Source organism: Fulvivirga sp., from assembly GCF_040220315.1.
Classification (GTDB): Bacteria; Bacteroidota; Bacteroidia; order Cytophagales; family Cyclobacteriaceae; genus Fulvivirga.
Genome location: NZ_JAVJUY010000157.1, coordinates 1 through 24,973, shown reverse-complemented (window position 1 = coordinate 24,973; position 24,973 = coordinate 1). Strand labels below are relative to the sequence as shown.

Below are 24,973 nucleotides of genomic sequence, written 5' to 3'. Positions count from 1 at the left end.
AAAAAATGGGAGTAAAAGGCCGAGAATTTATTATAAATAATTATTCTGTTGAGGCAACTAAAGACTCATTCCTATCGCTCTTCCAATTACTGTAAATAAAAACCAGCGCTGTTAAATAAAAAGGCAGCATGGGTATTTTATACCTTACCAGTGTACCGAAATTGAAGGTAGAAGCACCAACCGCAAATGCAAAAACAATTGAAAATATCAGACAGAAAAAAGGGATAGGTTTAAGCGCATATTTAATAAAATTCAAGGGTCTGACTTTCATGATAATTAAGCCAGTAATGAATAGAAGGATTAAACTTTCAAGTGCAGATATTAACATGAGCGGATTGGATACCTCCCATAAGTAAGGTCTGAATAGTGTTACATTCACCGCTTCAGGAAAAAGTCTAAACATGCTTTCCAGAGAACCATCTAACTCGCCTAGAGTGTATCCAGATCCAGCATTTTTACCTGTATAAAAACCAATATCATATGCAGTTATTTGTGCTGTTTCAGCTATTTTATCCAAGCTATACCTTCTGTCTTCCTCTACTATCGTATCTACAGCAAAATATCCTAATACTGTCACGGCTACAAATAAAATTGGAACTACTAATATTTTAACAACGAAAGAGCGAATTTCAGAAGTATTCCTAAGCAATATCCACATAAACATAGAGGGAACTAAGCATATAAGTATGTATTTCTTAATAATAAAAATGGCTAGGAATGTAATTATTAAAACCATAAAATGTATAAATAATCCTTTCCGTTTATTAAAAAGCTCATTTATTGAGTAAACAAACAAACCTACTGCACCTAGGGTAATTGAATCCTTTAGAAGCCCCGACCCCCAAAAAATTACTGAAGGAATAAATAGAACTGAAAATGCCAAAAGTTTATGACGCATTTTATCTTCATTATAAAATGTCATAAAAAATGCCCAAAGTCCAATAAAACTTATTACTGCAAACATAATAGCAGTAGCGGAATAGGATGAAAAAGTTAAAATATCAAACAAGCCTGCCATACGAATAACAAAAAAGGAACTGGGATCGCTATAAAAAAGAATTTTACTACTATAGGAATATAATTCGTTGTTATAAGTTGAATAACCAAATATGAGCGATAATCCGTCTAAAGGGTTATTAATAAATGCCTCCCAAATATGTCTACTTCCATGGGTATGAAAATTAAAAGTATCTCCACCGTTATAATAAAACTGATAAATAATGCCAACAGCTAGTGCACCAATTATTCTAACAGTGAGAGCTGGTATAAAATACCTTTTGGTATTTACATCAGTAAACTTTGGCCTAACCCAATAAGCAAATCCGTAAATAATGAAAAGCCAAATGGGGGTTACTATAAAATCGCGAAGCTCCATCTAAAAATCCTTGAGTTCCTCCCGAGCTTTTTTGTGAACTGGTGATTTTCGTTTGGCTTCATCTTTCACCTGTTTCAGATACTTTTTGGCTGTTTTTTCATCGCCTTCTTCTTTATAAATTCGACCTAAAGATAAGAGTGAATAGTGATAATAACCTGTATCAGTAGCTTCTATCGATTGTGAAAACTCAACAGCTCTTTTATAATAATATTTAGCCTTCTCATTATCTTTTTTATTATCATAAATCTGACCTAGGAAAAAGGCCGCATACCTGCCACTGGTAGCCTCATAGCCCACCATGCCACTATCTATCTTGGCAATAATATCTTCTGACACAGGCCGTGCTGCAGCATAATTGCCACTGCTGTAGAGCAGTCGGGCATAGTATCGGTGAAAATAAGGATTATCAGGATAAGTCTGATGCAGGTATTCGCTTATTTGAAGTGCCTTTCTAGGCATTCCTTCATATCCACCAAGTATCCTCATAAGAAAAACCTGAGCTTCGGTTCGTGTATAAAAGGCATTGTAAGACACTTCTCTCAATTGCTCTATCCCCAACTTTTTATCGCCCTTAGGAAAAAAAACCAGCAACGGCTTTAACAATGGATAATTCTCCGGAACCCATACAGAAAAATAATTAAAAAGTGCATCGCCAAACAATAGCTCCGGACTCAAATGATGCATCCCCTCACTTTCCTTCATATATTTTAACGCATTTTTCCCGGCAAAGGCAGATTTACTCCAGTCTCTACGTTCTTCACTAGAATGAAGTCTACCTAAAAACCCATACGCTGCCGCTAAAAAAAAGGAGGCCTCCACTTCATGCCTTGGTATTTCATGCAATCGTTCTGAAATGCTTATCACCGTATCCATATAGGCAATGAACTTGCCATCGTGACTTCTATCATCGAGATTGGGCATTATTTTCCACCACTCATTCAAACCAATGAGAAAATAAGGAAGCGGGTGCCAGCCATATTTTTGCTTGAGCCATCGAAACTGCTTCTCTGCTTTGTCAAACTTAAAATTGTACATATCATTCATTGCCTGATTGATATCAATCTGCAATTGCATATCTGCAATAAGAATGATATGATCTTCTTTCTTAACACTGTCTGCATTAAGGGCATTGCCTTGCAGAATAGCTGCCAGAACGAATATGGTAGTAATGATGTACTTCATTGCGGCAAATTTATCAATTATAATCGTGAATAGGGCTTTCAAATTTCGTTCCAACCGCTAATCATGAGCATTCATATTATTATTAGACTTAATTGCTAATTTTCTACCATGAAAAACGAATCGAAGGGTATTTATGATGTAAACGCTGTGGCCTTCTTTATCATGCTTTGTGTGGCCACACTTGTTTTGCTAATCGTAAAAAAGACATTTATTGAAAACACCACTGTAGCCTTCGAAATTTTAGCTGAACGAGGAGAAATGGGTGTTTTTCATGCGATCAATACACTTCAATACCTAACTATCCCAGTGGTATATTTATGGAAGTTCGTTATTATTTCATTTGTGATTTGGGTTGGATGTTTCATGTTTGGCTACAGAATTACATTTAGCCAGGTTTGGAAAGTAGTGCTCATTTCTGAGTCGATATTTTTGGTTCCTGAATTTCTAAAAATCTGCTGGTTCTTTTTTATCGAAACGGATTTTAATTATTTCGATATCCGAGCATTCTATCCTTTGTCTGCCATCAATCTGGTTGATACCTCAAGTCTACCTGATCAATACTTCTATCCTTTAAAAGCCTTAAATATATTTGAGCTTGCCTATTGGTTTGTGTTGGTAGAAGGTATTCACACTATGGCAAGCAAGAAGAAAACAATAGCGTATAATATTATTTTCAGCTCGTACGTTCTTTTCTTTTTCGTTTGGTTGGGCTTCTATATCCTAGTGTATAAGTAATTGTATATGGTTAATTGTCATTAGTTCCTTAATTTCGCGATGCAATTTTTAATGGAGTTTCATGAATTTTACTAGACTAAATAATATTGGTGGTTGGGCTGTTTTTGCAATAAGTACAATCGTTTACTTATTAACATTAGAAGAAACCGCCAGTTATTGGGACTGTGGTGAGTTTATCGCTGTTTCGTATAAACTAATGGTTCCACACCCTCCTGGCGCTCCATTTTTCCTCCTTTTAGGCAGGATGTTCTCCTTCTTAGCTTTCGGTGATACTTCTGAAGTTGCTTATTGGATTAACATGATTAGTGTATTGGCCAGCTCTTTCACTATTTTATTTTTATTCTGGACGATCTCCATGCTTTCAAGAAAGTTATTGAAAATCACTTCTTTGGAGGATATTAAAATTGAACAGACCATCATGATTTTAGGCGCCTCTGCTGTTGGCTCTTTGGCCTATACATTTAGTGATTCTTTCTGGTTTTCAGCGGTTGAAGCGGAAGTATATGGTTTATCGTCCTTTTTTACGGCTTTTGTAGTTTGGGCTATTTTAAAATGGGAATTAATTGAAGATGAAAGCAGAGCCAACAGGTGGTTGATTCTTATTGCTTATATGATGGGATTATCCATTGGAGTTCACCTTTTGAACCTTGTAACCATACCTGCTTTAGGTTTAATCTACTATTTCAAAAAATATAAAGAGCCCACTGCCTGGGGAATTTTCTCCGCACTTGCCGTGAGTGGTTTCATCATCATCCTTATCAATAACATTATTATTCCTGGTCTTCCATCATTGGCCGGAAGCTTTGAAATCTTCTTTGTGAATACATTAGGTCTTCCATTTGGTTCTGGCGCTTTATTTATAGGTGCTTTAATTGTTGGTGGGTTGATATTCGGAATTCTCTATTCGCTCAAGCAACAAAGAGAAATATTGCATACTTCTTTATTGGGACTGGCTTTTATATTAATAGGCTATTCTTCTTATTCTATTGTTCTAATAAGATCAAATTACAATACGCCAATCAATGAGAACGACCCATCTGATGTGATGTCATTTGTTAAGTATTTGAAACGTGAGCAATACGGAAGCAGACCTCTACTTCACGGCCAATATTTTACAGCTCAGGTAATAGGCACCAAGGAAGGAGAAAAAGTATATGTGAAAGGCAAGGACCAATATGAAGTGGCTGAACGTAAATTGAGCTACGAATATGATCCTTCTCACACGACTATTTTGCCAAGAATGTACAGTAATGCTCCACAGCATGTTGAGCGTTACAGAGAGGTAACGGGTCTTCGTGAAGGTGAGAAACCTTCGTTCATAGATAACATGAAGTTCATGTTCAAACACCAAATGGGTTGGATGTACATGCGCTATTTCCTTTGGAATTTTGCCGGCCGTGAAGGTGACTGGCAAGATGCCATTTGGTTAAGTATTAACGATGCTTTTAAGAGTGTGCCTGACAAAATTGCCAACAATGCAGGTAGAAATAACTTCTTTATGATTCCATTGATTTTAGGAATTATTGGAATGATTTTTCAATACTCAAAAAGTAAACGAGAGTTTGCTGTGGTAGCTATGTTATTCTTCCTTACGGGATTAGCACTTATTCTATATCTAAATTCACCACCAACAGAACCGAGAGAACGAGATTATATTTATGTGGGTTCTTATTATGCTTTTGCTATTTGGATAGGATTTTCCGTGCTAGCTCTAGGTGAATTGATTGCAAAAGCAGCACCGAAAAAAATAGCCGCTATTACTGCCACAGCCTTATGCATGATTGCTCCGGCCATAATGGCTCAGCAAGGTTGGGATGATCACAACAGAAGTAACCGTTACTTTTCGGTGGATTCAGCTAAAAACTTCCTGGCATCGGTAGCACCAAACGCCATTTTATATACCGGAGGTGATAATGACACATTCCCACTTTGGTACTCGCAGGATGTAGAAGGTTTTAGAACCGATGTTCGTGTAACTGTATTAAGTTACTACAACACCGATTGGTATATCTCGCAAATGATGCGTCAGGTATATGAATCAGAGCCATTTCCATTCACACTAACACTAGATAATTACAGGCAAGGTGGGCTTAATGATTACTTACCTTATGAGGATTTAGGGGTGAAAGTATTAGATGTGAATCAGTTTTTAAGTCTGCTTAAAAACAATGATAAGAGACTTAAATTATATCCATCGGCAAATGTAGTGCCTAGTAGAACTTTCTCTATACCGGTGGATAAAGACCATGTAAGAAGTTTAGGAATCATCCCTGAAGGCATGGATAGCCTGCTGGTAGATAATATGATTTTCAAATTGAAACGAGGTAAAAATGCTTTAGAGAAAAAGGATTTAGCCATCTTAGATAACATCGCCTCATCAAATTGGGAGCGTCCTATTTATATCAACAACACGTCTATGCAACAAATCAACTTTGATTTGAGCCCGTGGGCAATTCAGGAAGGTAATGCGTATAGAATTCTTCCTATCAAAAACCCTAGCCCGGAAGTTGATTTTGTTGATGTTGAGAAGATGTACGATAACCTAATGAACAACTTCCACTATCGTGAGTTGGACAATCCTAATGTGTATTATAATGAGGATTACAGAAACTTTGTGTTGAACCACAGAAGTAGCTTCAACACATTAACTGAGGCACTTTTAGACAAAGGTGATAAAGATAGAGCAAGAAAAGCATTGCTATTTAATTTGGATACCATGCCAGATGAAGGTGTGCCTTTTGATTATACCACAGCCAGAGCAGTTAGCTACCTTTTCCAGTTAGGTGAAAATGAAAGAGCCATTGAGATTTCAAAAATTTTAGGTGATAGGTCTGTTGCTATGCTTAAGTATTTATTGGAAACAAGCAATGGCGCACTTGGCTATGAAATTCAGGTCAATCTTGTGATATTGGATTTACTTCAAAGAAACCTCTACAGAAACGGTGAGGATGAGCTTGCGAAAAAGTACGAAGACGCTTATGATGAAGTGGTAGGTGGATTAAATCTGAACAGGGGAGGTTTTTAAACTATCTGAATAATTTTATCAGAAGAAATCATCTCAAAATTCAGGTCATCCATGACAATCAATTAGTAGGTCATGCCGACAAAGGAGGCAACTTACTCCGTTAAAAATGTGTTAGTTAATAAGTGAGGAAGATTCTTCCTGCGTCAGAATGACTTAATATTTACTTGGAGAAACTCCTATTGCTTCTTCTTCCTGTTTGCCAAATATACCCCTAAAATAATAGCCACCATCCCAATGTAATGGCCTGGATATAAAAGCTCCCCATCCCAGATGCCCCACATAACAGCAACAATAGGAATAAGATAAGTAACCGAACTAGTAAAAATAGGGCTGGTGATCTTTACTAGTTGATTAAATAAAATAAGCGCTATTGCCGTACCCATTACGCCAAGCAAAACAATGGCCCCTAATGAAAATAAGGCTCCATCTACAGTTGAAACTTTGTTAATAAAGTCAGTAGCCCCAAATAAATAGATGGCAGCTAGTGGACCCACCAATGCCAGTGATAAACTGGTGATAGTTCTAGCTCTTAAATCTTGAATTTTGAACTTGATAAGATTCAGATTGGCACCATAAAAAATTGTAGCAAGCACCACATATAAAGCATAGTAATTTAGCGAAGCGATACTACCGACCGGACCAGCCAATATCAAGATTACTGTGCCACCAAATCCTATAATCAAGCCTAATACAGTTCGAGCTGTAAATTTCTGTGTAAAAAATAAAGCACCAATAATCATCGTAAAAAGCGGTGTGAGGGCGTTTAATATACCTGCCACTGAACTGGCTATTTGCGTTTGTGCCTTTGCAAATAAAAAAGCTGGCAAAAGGCTTCCAAAAAAGCCAACTGCAAGGAGTAACTTCCAATGTCTTTTTTCAATATTTTTCAATCCCTGAATAGCGAAAGGAATAAGAAAAACCGATGCAGCAATGATTCTTATTGCACCAACTTCTCCGGCATCAAAAACATCTAATCCGCGCTTGATTAGAATAAATGAACTACCCCAAATAATTGCCAAAATTGCGAGTAAAAACCCGGCAATTAGGTTAGTGTTCTTTTCCATAAATAGAGGATAAACTAGCCGTTATACGACCGCGTAAACTTCCTGAAATTTTTCATTAATCTCTTCCAAAAGATCAACAATTTCAGCATGTGTCTCCAGATTGACGAGTTGAGTTCTGTACGGCTTGAAATTTGGAATTCCTCTGAAATAATTAGTGTAGTGTCTGCGCATTTCAAATATGCCTTGGCGCTCACCTTTCCACTCAACAGAAAAGTCCAGATGCTTTCTGGTTACGTTTACCCTATCAGTTAAAGATGGTCCTTCAAGCTTTTCACCTGTTTTCAGATAATGCTTTATCTCATTAAATATCCAGGGATAACCAATAGCGGCCCGGCCTATCATTATACCATCAACTCCATATTTATTCTTGTACTCAAGAGCCTTTTCAGGTGAATCTATATCACCATTCCCAAAAATTGGGATATGGATATCCGGGTGGTTCTTCACCTCAGCAATTTTTGTCCAATCGGCCACGCCTTTGTACATCTGTTGGCGTGTTCTGCCATGAATTGAAAGTGCCTGTATACCTACATCCTGTAATCGCTTAGCTACTTCTACAATTTTGATGGTACTATCGTCCCAACCAAGCCGTGTTTTAACCGTAACTGGTAGACTTACTTGCTTCACAATCTCCTCAGTCATCTTCTGCATCTTGGGTATGTCTAGCAAAATACCTGCTCCTGCTCCTTTGCAAGCTACTTTCTTAACCGGACAGCCATAATTTATATCCACAATTTCGGGCTGCGCTGCTTCTGCAATGGCAGCAGCCTCCCGCATTGATTCTATCTTATCACCAAAAATCTGAATACCGATAGGTCGCTCATAATCATAGATATCCAGCTTCTGAACACTTTTCTCGGCATCACGAATCAGGCCTTCAGCAGAAATGAATTCGGTGTACATAAGATCAGCACCATTTTCCTTGCAAACAGCACGGAATGGCGGGTCACTAACATCCTCCATGGGTGCCAGTAACAGCGGGAATTCACCGATCTCATTATTTCCTATTTTAACCATCTCACTTCTGCCTATATTAGAGGCTTTAAAATTCGAAGTGCAAATTTAGACAAAATATGACTGATTTAGAAAATGGCATATCTGATTCAAACGCATCTCATAGTATTACGAGTGCTTTTATCCTGTTAATTCTGTCAATCATAGGTTTTACCATTCTGGGTCCACTCATCGGTCTAGTTATTTCACTTCCATTTACAGATGCATCAATCCTGGAGCTTCAACACTCCATTTCAAATCCCGCAAACAGTCCTGATGGTAAAGTGCTTCTTTATTTTCTACAAGGTGGGGCTACTATTGGCATGATACTGCTACCAGCCATTTACTTAAAACTAAGGGAGAGCGATTTCATGAGGGGACTAAACACTAAAGTGAGTGATCCTCGAGGAATATTTCTGAGTATATTTATCACCATCAGTTTCATGGGTGTGAATTCCTTTTTCATCGAATGGAATTCGGAATTGTCTTTTCCATCTTGGATGCAAGGCTTTGAAAATTGGGCAAGAAACCTGGAATCTCAGGCCATGGAAATGACCACCTTCCTAACAAACTTTAACAGCTTTGGAGATTTCGCCATTGCCTTTATCATCATAGCAGTATTTCCGGCCTTTGCTGAGGAGTATGTTTTCAGAGGTTTACTTCAAAAAAGAATTTTTCAAGGCACCGGAAAAATACACCTTGCCATTTGGGTGAGTGCCATCTTATTCAGTTCTATACACATGCAGTTCTTTGGATTCATTCCCAGAATCTTGTTGGGTACATTGTTTGGTTATCTCTACTTCTGGTCAGGAAATTTTTGGGTGCCGGTTGCAGCTCATTTCACTAACAATGGATTCACACTAATCATGATTTACTTAGCCAATACGGGTGCTATAGATTATGATATTCAAAATACCGAGTCGCCTACTTTGGCTTCTGTGGGAATATTCACTATTATTACTGTTGGTCTAGTTTATTATTTTCGGAAATTACATTCTAATTCAGTTCATGGCTAAATGGCAGAAAGTTTTTTCAACAGAAATGTCTTACAGAGCCGAGATTGTTAAAGATGTATTAGAGGATTTTGGAATTCAGTCTGTCATACTAAATAAGAAAGACTCCTCCTACAATAATTTCGGGGCGCTAGAAGTACATGTACTTCCCGAAGATGTACTCAGATCAAAGCAGATCATTCAGAATGACATCGATTTTAAGTAAATATAGTAATCTTACTCAGCGCATTATTGCTGCTATTATTGGAGTATTACTCCTGGGCTTTGGCACCTATTACAGTCAGTGGATGTATTTTACACTTTTCTTAGCCATTTGTATTATCACCCAATTGGAATTTTATAAACTCGTTGGACTCGATGGCATGCTCCCTCTAAAAACCTACGGAACATTTATGGGCGGAACCATTTTTACCTTGTCTTTCCTTATAGAAGGCGGGTATCTAGGGCCTAATTTTTACTTGCTTATTTTCCCTATTGGGGCTCTTAATTATTTAATCTACCTCTACAGAAAAAAAGAATTAAAACCCTTTCGGGGGATTGCATTTACGTTTCTCGGGGTATTCTATATTTCAGTGCCCTTTTCTTTACTTAACGTGATTGCCTTTTCGCAAACCATTTACGCCTATGAATTGATATTAGGCTCCATGTTTATACTTTGGGCAAACGATACAGGCGCCTACTTCACCGGAGTTCGATATGGTAAACGAAAGCTTTTCGAACGTGTCTCCCCAAAGAAGTCCTGGGAAGGTTTTACCGGAGGCCTCATTCTCGCTGTGGGTATGGCATATACTATATCGCATTTTACTACAGTTTTAGATACCTGGCAGTGGATTTCCATTGGGTTTATCATAACAATTTGCGGAACCTATGGCGATTTAGTTGAATCGCTCTTTAAACGAAGCATCGAAATTAAAGACAGTGGCCGCTTAATCCCGGGACACGGTGGTTTCCTCGATCGTTTTGACGGACTACTCCTTTCTGCACCATTTATATCAGCATTCTTGAAAATCTTTTAAATTCTGCGGGTTGATATGTATTAATATTGCATAAATTTGCAAACGATTTAACTATTCAAATTTATTGTTTATGGGTTATATAGAACCTGCACCACTTAAAGACGAGCAGAATCCTTTTGAAGCGATGATGTCTCGATTCCACGTTGCATCACAAATTTTAGGGTTAGACGAAGAGGTTTACAATGTATTGAAATCTCCAGCCAAACAAGTAATTGTATCACTACCAATCACCATGGATGACGGCAGCATCAAAGTTTTTGATGGCTATCGTGTAATTCACTCCAACATTCTCGGACCTTCAAAAGGGGGTATCCGTTTCGATCCGGGTGTTCATTTAGATGAAGTAAAAGCCTTAGCTGCCTGGATGACCTGGAAATGTGCCGTTGTGGATATTCCTTACGGTGGAGCCAAAGGTGGTATAAAATGTAATCCTCGTGAAATGTCTGCTGGTGAGATTGAGCGTTTAACACGTTCTTACACACTTGCCATGTTAGAAATTTTCGGACCAGACAGAGATATTCCTGCCCCAGATATGGGAACAGGACCAAGAGAAATGGCCTGGTTGATGGATGAGTACTCAAGAACTCAGGGTATGACTATCAACTCTGTGGTAACAGGTAAGCCGTTGGTATTGGGTGGTTCTTTAGGCAGAACTGAAGCGACAGGCCGTGGGGTAATGGTTTCTGCTTTGGCCGCGATGGAGAAATTAAAAATCAATCCATACAAAGCTACTTGTGCCGTGCAAGGTTTTGGTAACGTAGGTTCTTTTGCAGCTTTACTTCTTGAAGAAAGAGGCGTAAAAGTGGTTTCTATTAGTGACCTTTCTGGTGCGTACCACAACGAAAATGGTATCGATATACAAAAAGCCATTGATTATAGAAATGGTAACAATGGTACTTTAGATGGTTTCAGCGGTGCTGAGAAAATAGGCAATGACGAACTACTTACTTTAGAAGTAGATGTACTTGTTCCTGCCGCTACTGAAGATGTAATCAACTCAGGCAACGCTGAAAATATAAAAGCTAAATTGATAGTTGAAGGAGCTAACGGTCCTACTTCAGCAAAAGCTGATAACATTATACACAATAAAGGAATTATGGTTGCACCTGATATATTGGCGAATGCTGGTGGTGTAACGGTTTCTTACTTTGAGTGGGTACAAAACCGACTAGGTTATAAGTGGACTGGCGAGCGTGTAAACAGACGTTCTGACAGGATTATGAAAGATGCATTCGATAATGTATATCGTACTTCGCAAGCGCATGATGTATCTATGCGTATTGCAGCGTACATAGTTGCTATTGACAAAGTAGCGAAAACTTATAAGTTTAGAGGAGGATTCTAACCGATATACAGTGACGATACATAAAGAAGGAAGATTATTACTGGCTGTTATGCTTTTGGTGCTTGCAGCCATCAACATAGGATTATATTTCTACGTGGGTAGTACAACGGTAGTGAAGTTAATAGGCATTGCCAGTGCAATAATCTTCCTTCTTGTCCTTCAGTTTTTCAGAAATCCATTGATAAAGATATCTGTACAGCCTAACCAGGTAATTGCCCCGGCTGATGGAAAAGTGGTGGTGATAGAAGAAACTACTGAAGAAGAATATTTAAAAGACAGAAGAATTCAAATTTCCATTTTCATGTCGCCCGTGAATGTGCATGTAAACCGAACACCTGTGAAAGGCGTAGTTGAATTCTTTAAATACCATGCCGGTAAATACTTAGTGGCATGGCACCCAAAAAGCAGTACTGAAAACGAACGAACTACCATGGTTTTAAAAACCGAAAGTGGTGTATCTGTTCTTGTTCGTCAAATTGCCGGTGCTGTGGCCAGACGTATAAAATGGTACGTGAAAGAAGGCGATAAACTGGAGCACGGTGCTGAATTCGGCTTCATTAAATTTGGCTCTCGCGTGGATGTTTTTCTACCAGTTGGCACCAACGTTCTTGTAAAAGAAGGTGACAAAACGCTAGGTGGAAGGACAGTGTTGGCGGAGTTATAAGATCAAACCATTCTCAATAATATATCTACAATAATGGCCGCAATAGCAATCCATATTGCTATTCGAGCTTGCCTGGAAGCATTTAAGGATGCATCTCTTGCTTCTTGCAATGATAGAACATCCTCATATTTAGCTAGCGCTTCTCCACGGATAGGGTGGGTAATATTCTCTTTATCAACATAGGCACCGGTCAAGTAGAAATAAATTGATTTAATTTGAGGATAGTAGCCACCACCATGTTTAAATGGAAAACCTTCTTCAATTAAGTGATCCAATAAACTATTATAAGAAATAGGTTCCTGCTTGTAGTAGGCATATTTCAGACAAGAATTGAATAACTTATTGTGCATCATATCTTCCCTTCAATCAACTTCATCAATCTCTCCAGGTACTCCTTGTCTACTTCATCAAAGTCATTGAGCTGATCGCTGTCCACATCCAGAATTAATTTTACTTCACCGTCTTTCGAAGCGCATAGCACTATTTCAGATTTAGAATCTGAGCTGCAAGCAATGTGACCGGGGAATTCATCTACATTCGGCACTAGAACAGTTTCATTATTCTCCCAGGCAGTGCCGCACACTCCTTTACCCATTCGTATTCTTGTACAGGCAATAGGCCCTTGGAATGGCCCAAGCACTAATTCGTCATTCTTTACAATGTAGAAACCTACCCAAAAAAAGTTCATTCCAAATTTCAATGCTGCGGCTATATTGGAAAGGTTGGCTATTAAGTCGTCCTCGTAAGAGATTAGACCTTCAATCTGAGGTAATAGCGATTCATATTTTTCTCGCTTATCTGCGGATGTGTTAATGATTAATTCTTCTGCCATAATTCTGTTTTGTCATTGCGGAAAATATTGGACTAAATTTTAAAGTTCAATATTTATCCGGAATCTATTTTTCTACTTTCTAATCCTGAGATTCTGAATCACCTGCCCGTCCGTTCAGGCGGGAGTTCAGAATGACAGCAAATTACTAATAGGTTTAATATTGTCTTTTATTCCTGTAGACTAACAACTTATCCTCGCCAATAAGTTCTTCTTTATAGGGCAAAGATATGCGTGCTGCATCAATACCACCGCCAAAGGTATTTTTGGAAACGAAAACCCGAGCTTCATCCCATAAATACTCATCAATAAAATTTTTGTGCAATGCAGCCCCGCCCTCAATCAAAACCGATTGTATTCCTCTTTCATATAAATCCGCCATGATATTATCGAGTAAATCATGCTCACCAACTTTCACATAAGTTATTACTCCTTGCTCCTCATTTTTCTTCATGTTGTAGCAAAGTGTAGGAATTGAGCCATCAAATAAATTCAGGCTTTGTGATAATTCAAGGTTCTTATCTATCACAATTCTCACAGGGTTGTTGCCGCTCCAATCCCGCACATCCAATCTGGGATTATCATACTTAGCAGTATGAGTGGCCACCATAATTCCGGGTTCTTCCGATCGCCATTTATGTACCAACTTTCTACTTTCTTCACCGCTTATCCATTTAGAATCATAATCCTTTCTGGCAATATATCCATCAGCTGTTTGTGCCCATTTTAAAAGCACATAAGGCCGCTTCTTTTCAATGAAAGTGAAAAAGCGCCTGTTTAATTCACGACCTTCCGCTTCAAGTAAACCTGTCTCCACTTCAATTCCGGCATTTCTCAGCTTTTCAATACCTTTTCCCCCAACCAAAGGATTTGTGTCTACATTGGCGATCACTACCTTTTTTACACGGTGTTCAATCAGTAAGTCAGAACAAGGAGGTGTCTTACCAGTGTGCGAGCAAGGCTCAAGTGTTACATACGCAGTACTTTCACTCAAAACAGATTTATCTTTAACGGAGTTGATTGCATTTACTTCGGCATGTGCTTCACCATATTTTTGATGCCAACCTTCGCCTATTATTCTGTCATTATAAACAATCACACACCCAACCATTGGGTTAGGACTCACTTGCCCTAAGCCATTAGAAGCCAACTCTAGCGCTCTGCGCATGTATGTATGGTCTTTGGTCAAATCTCTGTTTTTTGTGATGTGAATTTTACTAGCTTTGCAATGTTAGCAAACCCTGTCTGATTAACCGCAATGTCAGAAATTATTCCCGATTCTACCAAAAAACTTCTCAAATGGATCATTGAGTATATCCAGATTGAGGAGCCGGAAACGGAAGTTCAAAGTCTTGCTTACATGGTGATCAATCGCTTTTTTAAGATTGATAAATCTGAGATTATTTCTGACCGCTCGATTAACTTAAGCAAAAATGAGGTTAAAGATCTCAAACGGTTTTTAGATCGGATTAACAACAATGAGCCTATTCAATACATTATAGGGGAGGCAGATTTTTTTGGAAGAAAGTTCGATGTGAATCCTGCTGTTCTAATCCCTAGAAAAGAAACAGAGGAGCTGGTCAATCTTATTATCAAGGATTATAAGGATAAGAAAATTAAATTGCTCGATGTCGGCACAGGATCGGGCTGCATTCCGATAACCATTGTAAAAGAATTGAAGTTAAATAAGGCTTTTGCGATAGATTTTGATCCTCGGGTAATTAAAGTGGCACGCCAAAATGCACAAAAGCATAATGTTGAATTAGAGTTTTTGATGATTGATGCATTAAAAGAACCTTTTCCTATGCAGGGTTTAGATGTGATAGTAAGCAATCCGCCCTATGTTTTATATTCCGAAAAGGAGCTGATGAAACCCAATGTGACTAAATACGAGCCGGGTACTGCACTCTATGTTAGTGATGAAAATCCGCTCATATTCTACGAGCGTATTGCAGAACATGCATTGGGATCATTAAAAGAAGATGGCCGATTATACTTTGAGATCAACGAAAAGTTTGGGGATAAGATCAAGTTCATGCTCGAACAGAAAGGCTATAAGAATGTGTCCATCATTCCAGATATCAACGGTAAAGATCGAATTGTAAGGGCATCAAATAGTCTCGCCTAGCCAAAACCCGGGAATAGAAACGGATAGCTCCACTTGTCCATCTTCCTTAACAATCAGCTTACCATTATTGTCCTCCAAATTCTTGAAGTCATTTAGCAAACCCGTGTCAAACAATTTAATTTTCTGACCTGCCTTGAGCCATTTTTTAAAACCAGCATCCTTTACAAAGTACCATTTGTACCCGTGACTGTAAAAAACTATTGTCAGCTTTGGTAGTAATGGTTGGATCTTATCAATTGACGAAGAACTAATGTCAGCGAGTATATTTACTGCTCTGTAATTGGCAGCAGCGAGAAAGTAAAGCACCTGAAGTAATGTTTCTTCATCCTCATTTTTGGATAGGTATTTTACAGGCTCCTGAGCTTGTAAAAATTCTTTGGCTTCTTTCAATTTGCTTTCTGTTCCTACCACCACATCTATTTTAAATGTGGCATCGCCAATCGTTCTTGCCAACTCAGCGTCAATAATCACTGTTGGACTCCACTCTAATAAATTTCCTAAAAGCTCTTTCGGGTAATTTTCAGTAAGTAGTAGTAATGCCGGCTCTTGCTCGTCCCGTACTATATGATGAGAAGACATCAGTCTATAGGATAATTATCAACAATGTTTTGAGAGAATAAGCGGTAGAGTTCTGCCAGTTCCTGATTCTCACTTAAAAACTCCATGTGCTGGTCTAAAGTTTGAAAATCATGCCTTTTGGCAGGCCCTGTTTGGGCATTAGCAGGCCCTAATTCCAATCCTTTATTAATTGTTTCAACAATCAGCGGCTTAAGTATCTCAAAATCCAGTTTCTTGGAATTTAATATTTGCTCTGATAGCATGAGGCAATGATTAGTGAAATTACATGCAAAAACTGCCGCCACATGTAATGCTTTTCTATCCGTACTGCTTACTAGTTGCACATTTTTACTGATGCTTTTTGCAACGGTTAATAAAATCCGTTCAGTATCCTTATCATCTGCCTCTATGCAAATAGGTATTTCTTCAAATTTTACTTTTTTAGACTTACTAAAGGTTTGAAGTGGGTAAAACACGCCTATAGCTTCTGTGGCAGTGTAACCCAATTCACCGAGGGATTGAGCCCCTGAAGTATGAACGACAATCGCATTTTCTGGTAAGGCCAATTCCTGTGCCACTTCAGAAATACAGTCATCAGTAACCGCAAGTATGAATAGCTCTGCTGTACTATCCGAAAAGTCTAAATCTTCTTTAACCTCCGCCTGGTATAAGCGATCTACAAGGGCAATGGCATTTTTTTTTGATCGGCTAAATACTTCTACAATAATGTGTCCAGCATTTTCTAATGCAGGCGCTAAATGCCATGCTACATTTCCCGAACCAATCATTGCAATACGCTTGCCCAAGGCCATTATTCCAACCCTTTTTGTTTCATTTTCTGAAATTCGGAATATCGTCTGTTAATTGCAACAATAAATCCTGCCACCAATACAAGGGTGCCTAGCCATAAAACATTAATCATTGGTTTCTCAAGGGCTTTCATTACCACCCAATTCTTTTGTCGGGTATTGGCTGCTACAGAAAAACTACTGGTTTCCGGGTGTACATTCAGTAACGCTAATCTCAAGCCCAAATCACTGATTTCATCTGGAATCCGACCTACCAGTCCATCTTTAATCAGGAATATAGGTGTAGCTACATATTCCTTTACCTCACCTTGCACTTTAATAAAGGCCTTGATTGCCACATCATCAGGACTTAAGTCTACTCCCTCCACCTTATCTATTCTTCTAACACCTAGCACCTGTGTCACATAATCATTCACAAAGAAATTCTCCTCCATGCCCACTTTAAATTCCTCTGTTTCACTCCAGTCAACATCTTCATTGGGATTTCTTACGGAACTCACATGCGTATACAAATCACTGCCAATACCTCTCTTGATGTCAGGTGAAGCCAACAGCCCGCCCATATCTTCATTAATTTGAGCCCGTGGATATAGAGTAAAGGTTTTACCTGAATTTGATTTATACTCAATCTCATAAAAGGTATTTTCAGGAGCAATTTCTACTGTATCTCCAGCATTAAACAATATTTCTTCACCTTGTTGAACATCCCGCTTTACTGTAACTAAATGTGGGATTGCTGTATTTGTAATATCATTTTTATCGATATATACACCTTCATTTACCTCTTCTACTCGCTCACCTCTATAAGTTAATTCGTAATCGAGCATGGTTTTAGGCTCATTCACAAAAAGGAGTAAATTCTCACTATTAAATTCATTAGAACCTTCTTTAGAGATGAGCATTCCAGTATTGTTTAATGATACCACTTTGGAATACCCAGATGAGAAAAGAATACCAATGAGCATCAGCCCAACACCAATATGAGTAATAGCTCCCCCTGATAATTTAGGCGATGATTTGAAGAGTTGGATCAATATTTTACCATTCGCTACGATGGTAAATACACCTGCCAATAACAGAATTATGTATGAAGGCTCGGCCACATTACCTAATAAAATAATGATAGCACTAAGAATAAGGGTAAGAACCAATGGCCCTGAAAGGCTGTTCTTTAAATCCTTCAATTCAATTTTTTTCCACCAAAAGAATTGGCCTACACCAGAAAGTAGTGCTATCACTACGGCAAACCAGAGTTGGAATTTGCTGTAATATTCGATTTGATTAGCTGGTGGCGCAAAATTTCCGACAGAGCCGAATAGCTCAACAACTTTATTAAATACAGGAATGGAGGTTGGAATCAATACCTGAAACCCCATTAAACACAATGAAAGAGCTCCTATAAATATCCAGAATTCACGTGAATATGTATGTGCTTCTTTCTCACTTGTTGGCACTTCCTTCCATCTATAAATTGCCAGGACAATCGATAATAAAGTAAAGAAAACAAGGTAGATCAGCAGTTGGCCTGAAAGTCCTAAATCCGTGAATGAATGAACAGAAGCATTTCCTAATATTCCACTTCGCGTTAAGAAAGTAGAATACAGAATAAGCACAAAGGATGTTATAACCAACACTATAGCTGATTTCAATGCTGTGCTACTATTCTTGTAGGCAATCATGGTATGAATTGCCGCCACCAAAAACAACCAAGGGACATAAACAGCATTTTCAACTGGATCCCAATTCCAATAACCACCAAAGTTCAAGGTTTCATAAGCCCAATAACCCCCCATTAAAATGCCTATGCCCAATATTGCAGCGGAGAACAATGCCCATGGAAGTGCAGGACGAATCCATTCGGTATATTTCTTTTGCCATAGTCCGGCAATACAATAAGCAAAAGGTATTACTGTGGTAGCAAAACCTAAGAACAAGGTAGGTGGGTGTATTACCATCCAGTAGTTTTGTAGCAATGGGTTTAGTCCAGTGCCATCTTCAGGCACAAAATTAGGTTGACTAGTAAATATTGGCGCATCCAATGCATCTCTCAAAAGAATAAATGGTGAACTACCAAGTTTCAATTCAATTCCAGGTATAACCACGCCCAAAATCATTGAGCTAAGAAAAGCCTGTACCGCTGAGAAAATTGTCATGACTGGTGCTTCCCAGTACTTGTTGGTAAACATGATTACCAATCCTAGCAGCGCATGCCAGAACATCCAAAGTAAAAAGCTTCCTTCCTGGCCTTCCCAGAAGCACGAAATCATATAATGCCCAGGCAACCTTCTGGAAGAATGCGACCAGGCATAATGATATTCGAAGTAATGATTATAGATGATGAAAAACAGGCAAAAAACGATGCCGAAGACTGATATCGCGTGGATATAAAATGAAGTTCGTCCGTTGATCTTCCAACCTTCTGACAATTTAAGATCACCCGGATTAGAGGCCTTATAGAAACTAAAAGCCGCAAAGATTGCACTTATCAGCGCTGTAATTACAAAAAGGTGACCCAAGTCACCTATAAATTCATGAATCATATAAATTTCTTTTCCCTACATTTCAGCATTCACTGTCTCTTCCTGGTACTTTGAAGGACACTTCATTAATATTTTATCAGCAATGAAAAGATCCTGATTATAAGAACCTATTACCACTACTTTTTCAGATCGTTTGAAATCTGGCGGCACAGGTTCATTATAAAATACTTCCTGTTGCTTACCGTTTTCATCTTGCATTATAAAGCGAAATGACAACTTATCCTGAGATGGAAATATTCCTGTCACCTCTCCATTCGCATTCTTCGTTAGCTCACCTACCACATGAATGCTTTTGGTGTTTCCATTGCTCGCCATTTCATAGGCTTTATCAAATGTAACATAGCTGCTGGCATCACCTGCAGTTGAAATAATTATGCCTATGGCTGCCGCAATTAATACTATTGCTATAATGTGTGATCTTTTCATTGTTTATTCTCCAAAGTTTTCTCTACTCTGCTAATTTTTTTGTCAATTACTACCAAATAGCCCAAAGTGCCAATGAGAATGATCATGATAATTCCTGTTAATACATAGATTTTACCATCTTCTCTTAGCTTGTCTGCCATTGGCACCTCCGAATTAGTATAATCAGACTCAGTAACAGGAATTTTATCCTGACTAAATGATAACGATGTTATACACATCAATACTATCAACAACCACTTCTTCATAGAGTTTTGTATTCCAAATTTCTTAATCGTATTCTAATAGTTGCTATCCATACCCCAAGCATAGTCCAGGCTATTACTGCCGGGTAAAAAACCAATCTCAACTTACTATCTAAATCATAGGCATTAAAACCCGGATTCCCACCATTACCCGGATGTAAAGAATCAGTTAGCCTCGGAAGAATGAACAGTAAGGGTATTAAAGCTGCGAAGGCAAAAATGTTATATATCGCACTGATTCGTGCTCTTTGTTCTTCATTTTCTATGGAGCCTCTTAGTATGAAGTAGGCAAAATAGATGAGCAGTCCAATTGCTGATGCGTTTTGCTTTGGATCGCCACTCCACCAGGCACCCCAGGTATATTGCGCCCAAAACATTCCCGTTAATATTCCAAATATTCCAAAAACCACTCCCACATTGGCGAATTCAATGGCCTTTGCGTCTAAAGTTAGATCGTTACTTTTTAAATATCGAATAGAATAAACAACAGAAACCGTTAGAAGAATGATCATGCCAAACCACATAGGCACATGGAAGTACAACGCACGGATGGTCTCATTAAGAATGTTCAATCTGGGAACTTCTAACAATAACCCACCTAAAAACGTGTAGAGTAATAAAATAATGGTGACTATTTTCCACCAATATTGACGCATAATTCAGTGCTTTTTTATGTGCGCCAAAGATACGGGAATAACAAATAAGATACCGCCCCAACTATTAGATTAATTGCCAATAAGGTTACAAGTTCATCTGCACTAGCCGACCATTCTAAGCCATCCATCGCATTTTTAGACACTTTGATAACCATCAGCAATATTGGAAGAAGAATGGGAAAGCCCAGTATGGCCATTAGCGTTTGATTGCTCCCCGCCTTAGACGCAATGGCGGATATTAAAGTAAGTGTTGAAGAAAAGCCAATAGAAGCCAAAAATAAATTGATCAGGAAAAGCGTTTGATCTTGAACAGGATTACCTAAGATGAGGGAATAAAAAACAAAGCCTACAAACGACATTAGCAACAAAAGGAATGCATTATACAATACTCTGGCAATAATTAAAGCTTGCGGGCTAATAATGGTGTAGTAATACAGTTGCCTTTCGGATTTTTCACCCATAAAACTCTTAGCTACGGCATTCACTGAAGCAAATAGCATGATAATCCAGAATAAGGCATTCCAGGTAATTGGCGTTAATTGATTGGTTCGCACATTAAAACTGAGATAACAGATAAAAATGGTACAAACGAGGTATAACAGAATTCCGTTCAGCGCATATCTATTGCGCCATTCCTGTTTGAATTCTTTCTTTATAAATTGATATACCAAGTGATTAGGCTTTCTTTCTCACAATTTTATCAAAAAACGAACTATTTTAATGCCTTAAATACATTATTGTTAGTTTTGCGGAAAATCTACTCATGGGTAAAAAGGTTATAGTTACAGGTGGTGCAGGATTCATCGGTTCAAATTTAGTAGAAGCTCTACTCAATGATCCGAGAATTGATCATGTGCGGGTAATTGATAACCTGTCGAACGGGAATTATAGTAATATTGAAGAGTTTGTGGGGCACAAGAAATTTGACTTTCAGAACGCTGATATCCGTGATTATGAAAAAATGATTGAGTTGACTAAGGGATATGATGTCATCTCACATCAGGCTGCTTTAGGCTCGGTGCCCAGATCAATCGAAAATCCCATGCTCACAACAGAAGTGAATATTGACGGAACAGTAAATATTCTTCATGCAGCTGTTGTCAACAAGATCGATCGTGTACTAATAGCCTGTTCATCTAGCACCTATGGTGATAGCCCTACACTACCAAAAAAAGAAGATGTGATTGGCAACCCGCTTAGCCCATATGCTATTACTAAATTTGCTATTGAGCAATATGCATCTGTTTTTAAGAAGACTTATGACCTGGATTTTATTGGCTTCAGATATTTTAATGTATTCGGCCCTAAACAAAGTCCAGACAATCCATACGCAGCTGTCATTCCAATATTTTGTAAAGCATTCTTAGAAGAAAAGAGCCCAACCATTAATGGAGATGGAGTTACTTCAAGGGATTTTACTTATGTGACAAATGCAGTTCAAGCAAATGTACTTGGAATATTTACAGAAGATGAGAAGGCACTGAATCAAATTTATAATGTTGCCTGTGGGGAACAAACATCATTAAATGAAATGGTAGATATTCTAAAGGATGTTTCGAAAAAAGATATCGAGGCCCAATATGGTCCAGAGCGTAAAGGAGATGTAAAACATTCTAAAGCTGATATTTCAAAAATAAAATCCTTACTTGGTTACGTTCCGGAAGTCTACTTTAAGAATGGATTAGAAAAAGTATATAATTGGTATAAGACAACTTACAAACTTTCAGACATTGGATAAAATAGCAGTTATTGGTTTAGGATATGTAGGATTGCCCCTTGCAGTAGAATTTGGCAAAGTACTGCCAACTGTTGGTTTTGATATTAATCAAAAGAGAATTGGTGAACTAAAAGAAGGTAATGATTTTACCAAAGAGGTAGAAAAGCCTGAGTTACAAAGTTCCAAGAACCTAACCTTCACTTACCAAACATCAGATATTTCTGATGCCAATATTTATATTGTCACAGTCCCTACACCCATTGACAATCATAACAATCCTGATCTTACGCCTTTGATTAAGGCCAGCGAAACGGTGGGTAAACTACTTTCTAAAAATGATATTGTTATTTACGAATCAACCGTATTCCCTGGGTGTACTGAAGAAGTATGTTTGCCAATTCTTGAGGAGCATAGCGGTTTGAAGTTCAATATTGACTTTTTCTGTGGTTATTCTCCCGAAAGGATTAATCCAGGTGATAAAGAACATAGACTCCCGTCAATAAAGAAAGTGACTAGTGGTAGTACAGTTGAAATCGCAAACAAAGTTGATGACCTTTATAAAAAGATAATTACTGCAGGTACGTTTAAAGCATCAAGCATTAAAGTTGCTGAAGCAGCCAAGGTGATTGAGAACTCCCAAAGAGATTTAAATATTGCTTTCGTGAATGAATTGGCAATGATATTTGATAGAGTGGGAATTGATACTCATGAAGTATTAGAAGCTGCAGGGACAAAATGGAATTTCTTGCCTTTCAAACCAGGCCTCGTTGGTGGGCATTGTATAGGTGTAGATCCATACTATCTTACCTATAAAGCAGAAAGTCTGGGGTATAACCCACAAGTGATATTGGCTGGTAGAAGAATAAATGATAACATGGGAATGTACGTGGCTAATAAAGTCATCAAACTCATGTCCAACAATGGTAATCCGATAAGCAATAGCAGAATATTAATACTAGGAATTACCTTTAAAGAAAACTGCCCCGATATTCGAAATAGTCGTGTGATAGATGTTATTGAAGAACTGGAGGACTTTGGTGCAAATATCGAAGTATATGATCCGGAAGCAGATAAAGATGAAGTAAAACACGAATATGGAATTGAATTGTTGGATTCAATTGAAGGAAGGTATAATGCCATCATTCTTGCAGTGGGTCATATGCAATTTAAAGACATGGATCTAAAGAAACATACGGATGAAAAATCTGTAGTATATGATGTAAAAGCATATTTAGAACCCTCAATGATAACAGCCAGATTATAATGAATTATATTCTAGTAACAGGTGGAGCAGGTTATATTGGATCACATACATGTGTAGAACTCATTGAAGCAGGATTTAATCCAATAATCGTTGATAACTTCAGTAATTCAGAAAAATTTGTAATTGATAGAATTGAAGAAATAACAGGCAAAAAACCAATTCTTTTGGAGGGTGATTGTGGGAATAATCCATGGCTTACCGATGCAACTAAAAAATATAAAATTGATGGCTGCATTCACTTTGCAGCATTTAAGGCTGTAGGAGAGTCAACTAAAGAACCATTAAAATATTTCGAAAATAATATAGGTTCAACCTTATCCATACTTAAATGGATGAAAACATCAGGCTGTAAAAACTTAGTTTTTTCTAGTTCATGCACTGTATATGGACAGCCAGATATTCTTCCTGTCACTGAGCAATCACCGAAAAAACCTGCTGAATCACCCTATGGAAGAACAAAACAGATGTGTGAAGATATTATCGAGGACTATTACAAATCTGATAAGAATATTAAGGCTTTGGCTCTCAGATATTTTAATCCTATTGGTGCTCACCCCAGTGCATTAATTGGCGAATTACCATTAGGTGTTCCTAACAACTTAGTGCCATTTATCACACAAACTGCAGCTGGTATTCGAGAAAAACTCACTGTATTTGGTAATGATTATGACACGCCTGACGGTACTTGTATTCGTGATTATATTCATGTGGTTGATTTGGCATTAGCTCATGTTTCTGCAATTCAATTTTTGATTAACAAAGATGAAAGTTTGGTTGACTTCATTAATGTAGGCACAGGAGTTGGAAATTCTGTCCTTGAAGTAATAAACACATTTGAACAGGTGAATGGAGTTCAGCTTAATTATGAAATTGGAGAAAGAAGGTCTGGTGATATTGAAAAAGTATATGCTGATGCTAGTTATATAAATAAAATATTATGTTGGGCAACTAGAAAATCATTAGAACAGGCATTGGAAGATGCGTGGAGGTGGCAAAAAGCCATAAACAAAAGGGCTTATAAAATTTAATTATAACTTTGTGAACAGTATGAAAGGAATAGTACTTGCAGGAGGATCTGGAACACGACTTTACCCTGTAACTAAGGGAGTTTCCAAGCAAATACTGCCGGTTTATGATAAACCCATGATTTACTACCCCATCTCAGTATTGATGATGGCAGGTATAAAAGATATCCTCATTATTTCTACTCCAGATGACATCGGTACATTTGAAAAATTATTAGGAGATGGATCTGATTTAGGAATAAAATTCTCGTATGTGATACAGCCTAACCCTGAGGGTCTGGCCCAGGCATTTATATTAGGAGAAGATTTTATTGGTAACGATAGTGTATGTTTGGTTTTAGGTGACAATATATTCTACGGCTACAAT

26 protein-coding genes are annotated in these 24,973 nt (G+C 38.0%); 12 read left to right on the top strand and 14 right to left on the bottom strand.

The genetic code is table 11. The features are described from left to right. Positions 1-40 precede the first annotated feature (40 nt). Positions 41-1,375 carry a hypothetical protein gene (locus RLO81_RS07740; RefSeq protein WP_350109626.1) on the bottom strand — a complete coding sequence of 445 codons (1,335 nt, stop codon included), beginning with the start codon at positions 1,373-1,375 and terminating at the stop codon, positions 41-43. Beyond that, positions 1,376-2,557, bottom strand: coding sequence for a tetratricopeptide repeat protein (locus RLO81_RS07735; RefSeq protein ID WP_350109624.1), 1,182 nt, complete (start codon positions 2,555-2,557; stop codon positions 1,376-1,378). It lies immediately after the preceding gene. 108 nt (positions 2,558-2,665) lie between these two features. Between RLO81_RS07735 and RLO81_RS07730 the strand changes: the two genes are divergently transcribed. Together RLO81_RS07730 and RLO81_RS07725 are read left to right on the top strand one after the other, a co-directional pair. Next, positions 2,666-3,292, top strand: coding sequence for a hypothetical protein (locus RLO81_RS07730; RefSeq protein WP_350109621.1), 627 nt, complete (start codon positions 2,666-2,668; stop codon positions 3,290-3,292). Positions 3,293-3,353: 61 nt separating this feature from the next. After that, positions 3,354-6,317 carry a glycosyltransferase family 117 protein gene (locus RLO81_RS07725; protein WP_350109618.1) on the top strand — a complete coding sequence of 988 codons (2,964 nt, stop codon included), beginning with the start codon at positions 3,354-3,356 and terminating at the stop codon, positions 6,315-6,317. A 176-nt stretch (positions 6,318-6,493) separates the two neighbouring features. On the opposite strand, the gene RLO81_RS07720 is transcribed toward RLO81_RS07725, so the two are convergent. Then, the gene (locus tag RLO81_RS07720) at positions 6,494-7,381 is read right to left on the bottom strand and encodes a DMT family transporter (RefSeq protein WP_350109615.1); all 888 of its coding nucleotides are present in this window, start codon (positions 7,379-7,381) and stop codon (positions 6,494-6,496) included. A 21-nt stretch (positions 7,382-7,402) separates the two neighbouring features. Then, complete coding sequence (gene dusB, locus RLO81_RS07715; RefSeq protein WP_205722947.1) at positions 7,403-8,398, bottom strand: tRNA dihydrouridine synthase DusB; 996 nt, start codon at positions 8,396-8,398, stop codon at positions 7,403-7,405. A 56-nt stretch (positions 8,399-8,454) separates the two neighbouring features. Here dusB and RLO81_RS07710 point away from each other — a divergent pair, with 56 nt between their 5' ends. The 5 genes from RLO81_RS07710 (at position 8,455) to RLO81_RS07690 (ending at position 12,412) form a co-directional block, all read left to right on the top strand. Next, positions 8,455-9,390, top strand: a complete 936-nt coding sequence (locus RLO81_RS07710) for a CPBP family intramembrane glutamic endopeptidase (RefSeq protein WP_350109612.1) — start codon at positions 8,455-8,457, stop codon at positions 9,388-9,390. Further along, the gene (locus RLO81_RS07705) at positions 9,383-9,592 is read left to right on the top strand and encodes a putative signal transducing protein (RefSeq protein WP_350109609.1); all 210 of its coding nucleotides are present in this window, start codon (positions 9,383-9,385) and stop codon (positions 9,590-9,592) included. Before RLO81_RS07710 ends, RLO81_RS07705 begins: the two co-directional genes overlap by 8 nt. Further along, positions 9,573-10,403: a phosphatidate cytidylyltransferase gene (locus RLO81_RS07700; RefSeq protein WP_350109606.1), complete on the top strand. Its 831-nt coding sequence runs from the start codon at positions 9,573-9,575 to the stop codon at positions 10,401-10,403. Before RLO81_RS07705 ends, RLO81_RS07700 begins: the two co-directional genes overlap by 20 nt. 70 nt (positions 10,404-10,473) lie before the next feature. Then, complete coding sequence (locus RLO81_RS07695; protein ID WP_350109603.1) at positions 10,474-11,748, top strand: Glu/Leu/Phe/Val family dehydrogenase; 1,275 nt, start codon at positions 10,474-10,476, stop codon at positions 11,746-11,748. Between the two features lie 10 nt (positions 11,749-11,758). Beyond that, positions 11,759-12,412, top strand: a complete 654-nt coding sequence (locus tag RLO81_RS07690; RefSeq protein ID WP_350109600.1) for a phosphatidylserine decarboxylase family protein — start codon at positions 11,759-11,761, stop codon at positions 12,410-12,412. Positions 12,413-12,414: 2 nt separating this feature from the next. Here RLO81_RS07690 and RLO81_RS07685 read toward each other — a convergent pair whose 3' ends face one another. The 3 genes from RLO81_RS07685 to ribD all read right to left on the bottom strand — a co-directional run bounded on the left by RLO81_RS07685 (position 12,415) and on the right by ribD (position 14,430). Continuing rightward, positions 12,415-12,765, bottom strand: coding sequence for a hypothetical protein (locus RLO81_RS07685; RefSeq protein ID WP_350109597.1), 351 nt, complete (start codon positions 12,763-12,765; stop codon positions 12,415-12,417). Then, positions 12,762-13,244 carry a free L-methionine (R)-S-oxide reductase MsrC gene (msrC, locus tag RLO81_RS07680; protein ID WP_350109594.1) on the bottom strand — a complete coding sequence of 161 codons (483 nt, stop codon included), beginning with the start codon at positions 13,242-13,244 and terminating at the stop codon, positions 12,762-12,764. The genes RLO81_RS07685 and msrC overlap by 4 nt, the downstream gene beginning before the upstream one ends. Positions 13,245-13,398: 154 nt before the next feature. Further along, the gene (ribD, locus tag RLO81_RS07675; RefSeq protein WP_350109591.1) at positions 13,399-14,430 is read right to left on the bottom strand and encodes a bifunctional diaminohydroxyphosphoribosylaminopyrimidine deaminase/5-amino-6-(5-phosphoribosylamino)uracil reductase RibD; all 1,032 of its coding nucleotides are present in this window, start codon (positions 14,428-14,430) and stop codon (positions 13,399-13,401) included. A 69-nt stretch (positions 14,431-14,499) separates the two neighbouring features. On the opposite strand from ribD, the gene prmC reads away from it, so the two are divergent. Continuing rightward, positions 14,500-15,369: a peptide chain release factor N(5)-glutamine methyltransferase gene (gene prmC, locus RLO81_RS07670; protein ID WP_350109588.1), complete on the top strand. Its 870-nt coding sequence runs from the start codon at positions 14,500-14,502 to the stop codon at positions 15,367-15,369. Here the strand turns inward: prmC and RLO81_RS07665 are convergent. Genes RLO81_RS07665 through RLO81_RS07635 form a run of 7 tightly spaced genes read right to left on the bottom strand, consistent with a single transcriptional unit; the run spans position 15,352 to position 21,271 of the window. Continuing rightward, positions 15,352-15,948 carry a hypothetical protein gene (locus tag RLO81_RS07665; RefSeq protein ID WP_350109585.1) on the bottom strand — a complete coding sequence of 199 codons (597 nt, stop codon included), beginning with the start codon at positions 15,946-15,948 and terminating at the stop codon, positions 15,352-15,354. The two genes, prmC and RLO81_RS07665, sit on opposite strands and share 18 nt — an antisense overlap. Beyond that, complete coding sequence (locus RLO81_RS07660) at positions 15,948-16,739, bottom strand: Rossmann-like and DUF2520 domain-containing protein (RefSeq protein ID WP_350109582.1); 792 nt, start codon at positions 16,737-16,739, stop codon at positions 15,948-15,950. Before RLO81_RS07660 ends, RLO81_RS07665 begins: the two co-directional genes overlap by 1 nt. Beyond that, positions 16,739-19,276 carry a cytochrome c biogenesis protein CcsA gene (gene ccsA / locus RLO81_RS07655; RefSeq protein ID WP_350109579.1) on the bottom strand — a complete coding sequence of 846 codons (2,538 nt, stop codon included), beginning with the start codon at positions 19,274-19,276 and terminating at the stop codon, positions 16,739-16,741. Before ccsA (RLO81_RS07655) ends, RLO81_RS07660 begins: the two co-directional genes overlap by 1 nt. Positions 19,277-19,291: 15 nt before the next feature. Next, positions 19,292-19,702, bottom strand: a complete 411-nt coding sequence (locus tag RLO81_RS07650) for a cytochrome c maturation protein CcmE domain-containing protein (protein WP_205722935.1) — start codon at positions 19,700-19,702, stop codon at positions 19,292-19,294. Next, positions 19,699-19,947: a CcmD family protein gene (locus tag RLO81_RS07645; RefSeq protein WP_350109574.1), complete on the bottom strand. Its 249-nt coding sequence runs from the start codon at positions 19,945-19,947 to the stop codon at positions 19,699-19,701. Before RLO81_RS07645 ends, RLO81_RS07650 begins: the two co-directional genes overlap by 4 nt. Beyond that, positions 19,944-20,600 carry a cytochrome c biogenesis protein CcsA gene (gene ccsA, locus RLO81_RS07640; RefSeq protein ID WP_350109571.1) on the bottom strand — a complete coding sequence of 219 codons (657 nt, stop codon included), beginning with the start codon at positions 20,598-20,600 and terminating at the stop codon, positions 19,944-19,946. The genes RLO81_RS07645 and ccsA (RLO81_RS07640) overlap by 4 nt, the downstream gene beginning before the upstream one ends. 14 nt (positions 20,601-20,614) lie before the next feature. Next, complete coding sequence (locus RLO81_RS07635) at positions 20,615-21,271, bottom strand: heme exporter protein CcmB (RefSeq protein ID WP_350109568.1); 657 nt, start codon at positions 21,269-21,271, stop codon at positions 20,615-20,617. A 92-nt stretch (positions 21,272-21,363) separates the two neighbouring features. Between RLO81_RS07635 and RLO81_RS07630 the strand changes: the two genes are divergently transcribed. The 4 genes from RLO81_RS07630 to RLO81_RS07615 all read left to right on the top strand — a co-directional run. Continuing rightward, a complete protein-coding gene (locus RLO81_RS07630; RefSeq protein WP_350109565.1) occupies positions 21,364-22,338 on the top strand; it encodes an SDR family oxidoreductase in 975 nt (324 codons plus the stop codon). Then, a complete protein-coding gene (locus tag RLO81_RS07625; protein WP_350109563.1) occupies positions 22,331-23,581 on the top strand; it encodes a nucleotide sugar dehydrogenase in 1,251 nt (416 codons plus the stop codon). The genes RLO81_RS07630 and RLO81_RS07625 overlap by 8 nt, the downstream gene beginning before the upstream one ends. After that, the gene (gene galE / locus RLO81_RS07620; RefSeq protein WP_350109560.1) at positions 23,581-24,609 is read left to right on the top strand and encodes a UDP-glucose 4-epimerase GalE; all 1,029 of its coding nucleotides are present in this window, start codon (positions 23,581-23,583) and stop codon (positions 24,607-24,609) included. The genes RLO81_RS07625 and galE overlap by 1 nt, the downstream gene beginning before the upstream one ends. A gap of 19 nt (positions 24,610-24,628) precedes the next feature. Continuing rightward, positions 24,629-24,973 (top strand): sugar nucleotidyltransferase (locus tag RLO81_RS07615; protein WP_350109557.1); only part of this gene is annotated, 345 nt, incomplete at its 3' end.

Coding starts and splice junctions, on each gene's coding strand:
- RLO81_RS07740 (WP_350109626.1), bottom strand. CDS start 1,375: ATGGAGCTTCGCGATTTTATAGTAACCCCCATTTGGCTTTTCATTATT.
- RLO81_RS07735 (WP_350109624.1), bottom strand. CDS start 2,557: ATGAAGTACATCATTACTACCATATTCGTTCTGGCAGCTATTCTGCAA.
- RLO81_RS07730 (WP_350109621.1), top strand. CDS start 2,666: ATGAAAAACGAATCGAAGGGTATTTATGATGTAAACGCTGTGGCCTTC.
- RLO81_RS07725 (WP_350109618.1), top strand. CDS start 3,354: ATGAATTTTACTAGACTAAATAATATTGGTGGTTGGGCTGTTTTTGCA.
- RLO81_RS07720 (WP_350109615.1), bottom strand. CDS start 7,381: ATGGAAAAGAACACTAACCTAATTGCCGGGTTTTTACTCGCAATTTTG.
- dusB (WP_205722947.1), bottom strand. CDS start 8,398: ATGGTTAAAATAGGAAATAATGAGATCGGTGAATTCCCGCTGTTACTG.
- RLO81_RS07710 (WP_350109612.1), top strand. CDS start 8,455: ATGACTGATTTAGAAAATGGCATATCTGATTCAAACGCATCTCATAGT.
- RLO81_RS07705 (WP_350109609.1), top strand. CDS start 9,383: ATGGCTAAATGGCAGAAAGTTTTTTCAACAGAAATGTCTTACAGAGCC.
- RLO81_RS07700 (WP_350109606.1), top strand. CDS start 9,573: ATGACATCGATTTTAAGTAAATATAGTAATCTTACTCAGCGCATTATT.
- RLO81_RS07695 (WP_350109603.1), top strand. CDS start 10,474: ATGGGTTATATAGAACCTGCACCACTTAAAGACGAGCAGAATCCTTTT.
- RLO81_RS07685 (WP_350109597.1), bottom strand. CDS start 12,765: ATGATGCACAATAAGTTATTCAATTCTTGTCTGAAATATGCCTACTAC.
- msrC (WP_350109594.1), bottom strand. CDS start 13,244: ATGGCAGAAGAATTAATCATTAACACATCCGCAGATAAGCGAGAAAAA.
- prmC (WP_350109588.1), top strand. CDS start 14,500: ATGTCAGAAATTATTCCCGATTCTACCAAAAAACTTCTCAAATGGATC.
- RLO81_RS07665 (WP_350109585.1), bottom strand. CDS start 15,948: ATGTCTTCTCATCATATAGTACGGGACGAGCAAGAGCCGGCATTACTA.
- RLO81_RS07660 (WP_350109582.1), bottom strand. CDS start 16,739: ATGGCCTTGGGCAAGCGTATTGCAATGATTGGTTCGGGAAATGTAGCA.
- ccsA (WP_350109579.1), bottom strand. CDS start 19,276: ATGATTCATGAATTTATAGGTGACTTGGGTCACCTTTTTGTAATTACA.
- RLO81_RS07650 (WP_205722935.1), bottom strand. CDS start 19,702: ATGAAAAGATCACACATTATAGCAATAGTATTAATTGCGGCAGCCATA.
- RLO81_RS07645 (WP_350109574.1), bottom strand. CDS start 19,947: ATGAAGAAGTGGTTGTTGATAGTATTGATGTGTATAACATCGTTATCA.
- ccsA (WP_350109571.1), bottom strand. CDS start 20,600: ATGCGTCAATATTGGTGGAAAATAGTCACCATTATTTTATTACTCTAC.
- RLO81_RS07630 (WP_350109565.1), top strand. CDS start 21,364: ATGGGTAAAAAGGTTATAGTTACAGGTGGTGCAGGATTCATCGGTTCA.
- galE (WP_350109560.1), top strand. CDS start 23,581: ATGAATTATATTCTAGTAACAGGTGGAGCAGGTTATATTGGATCACAT.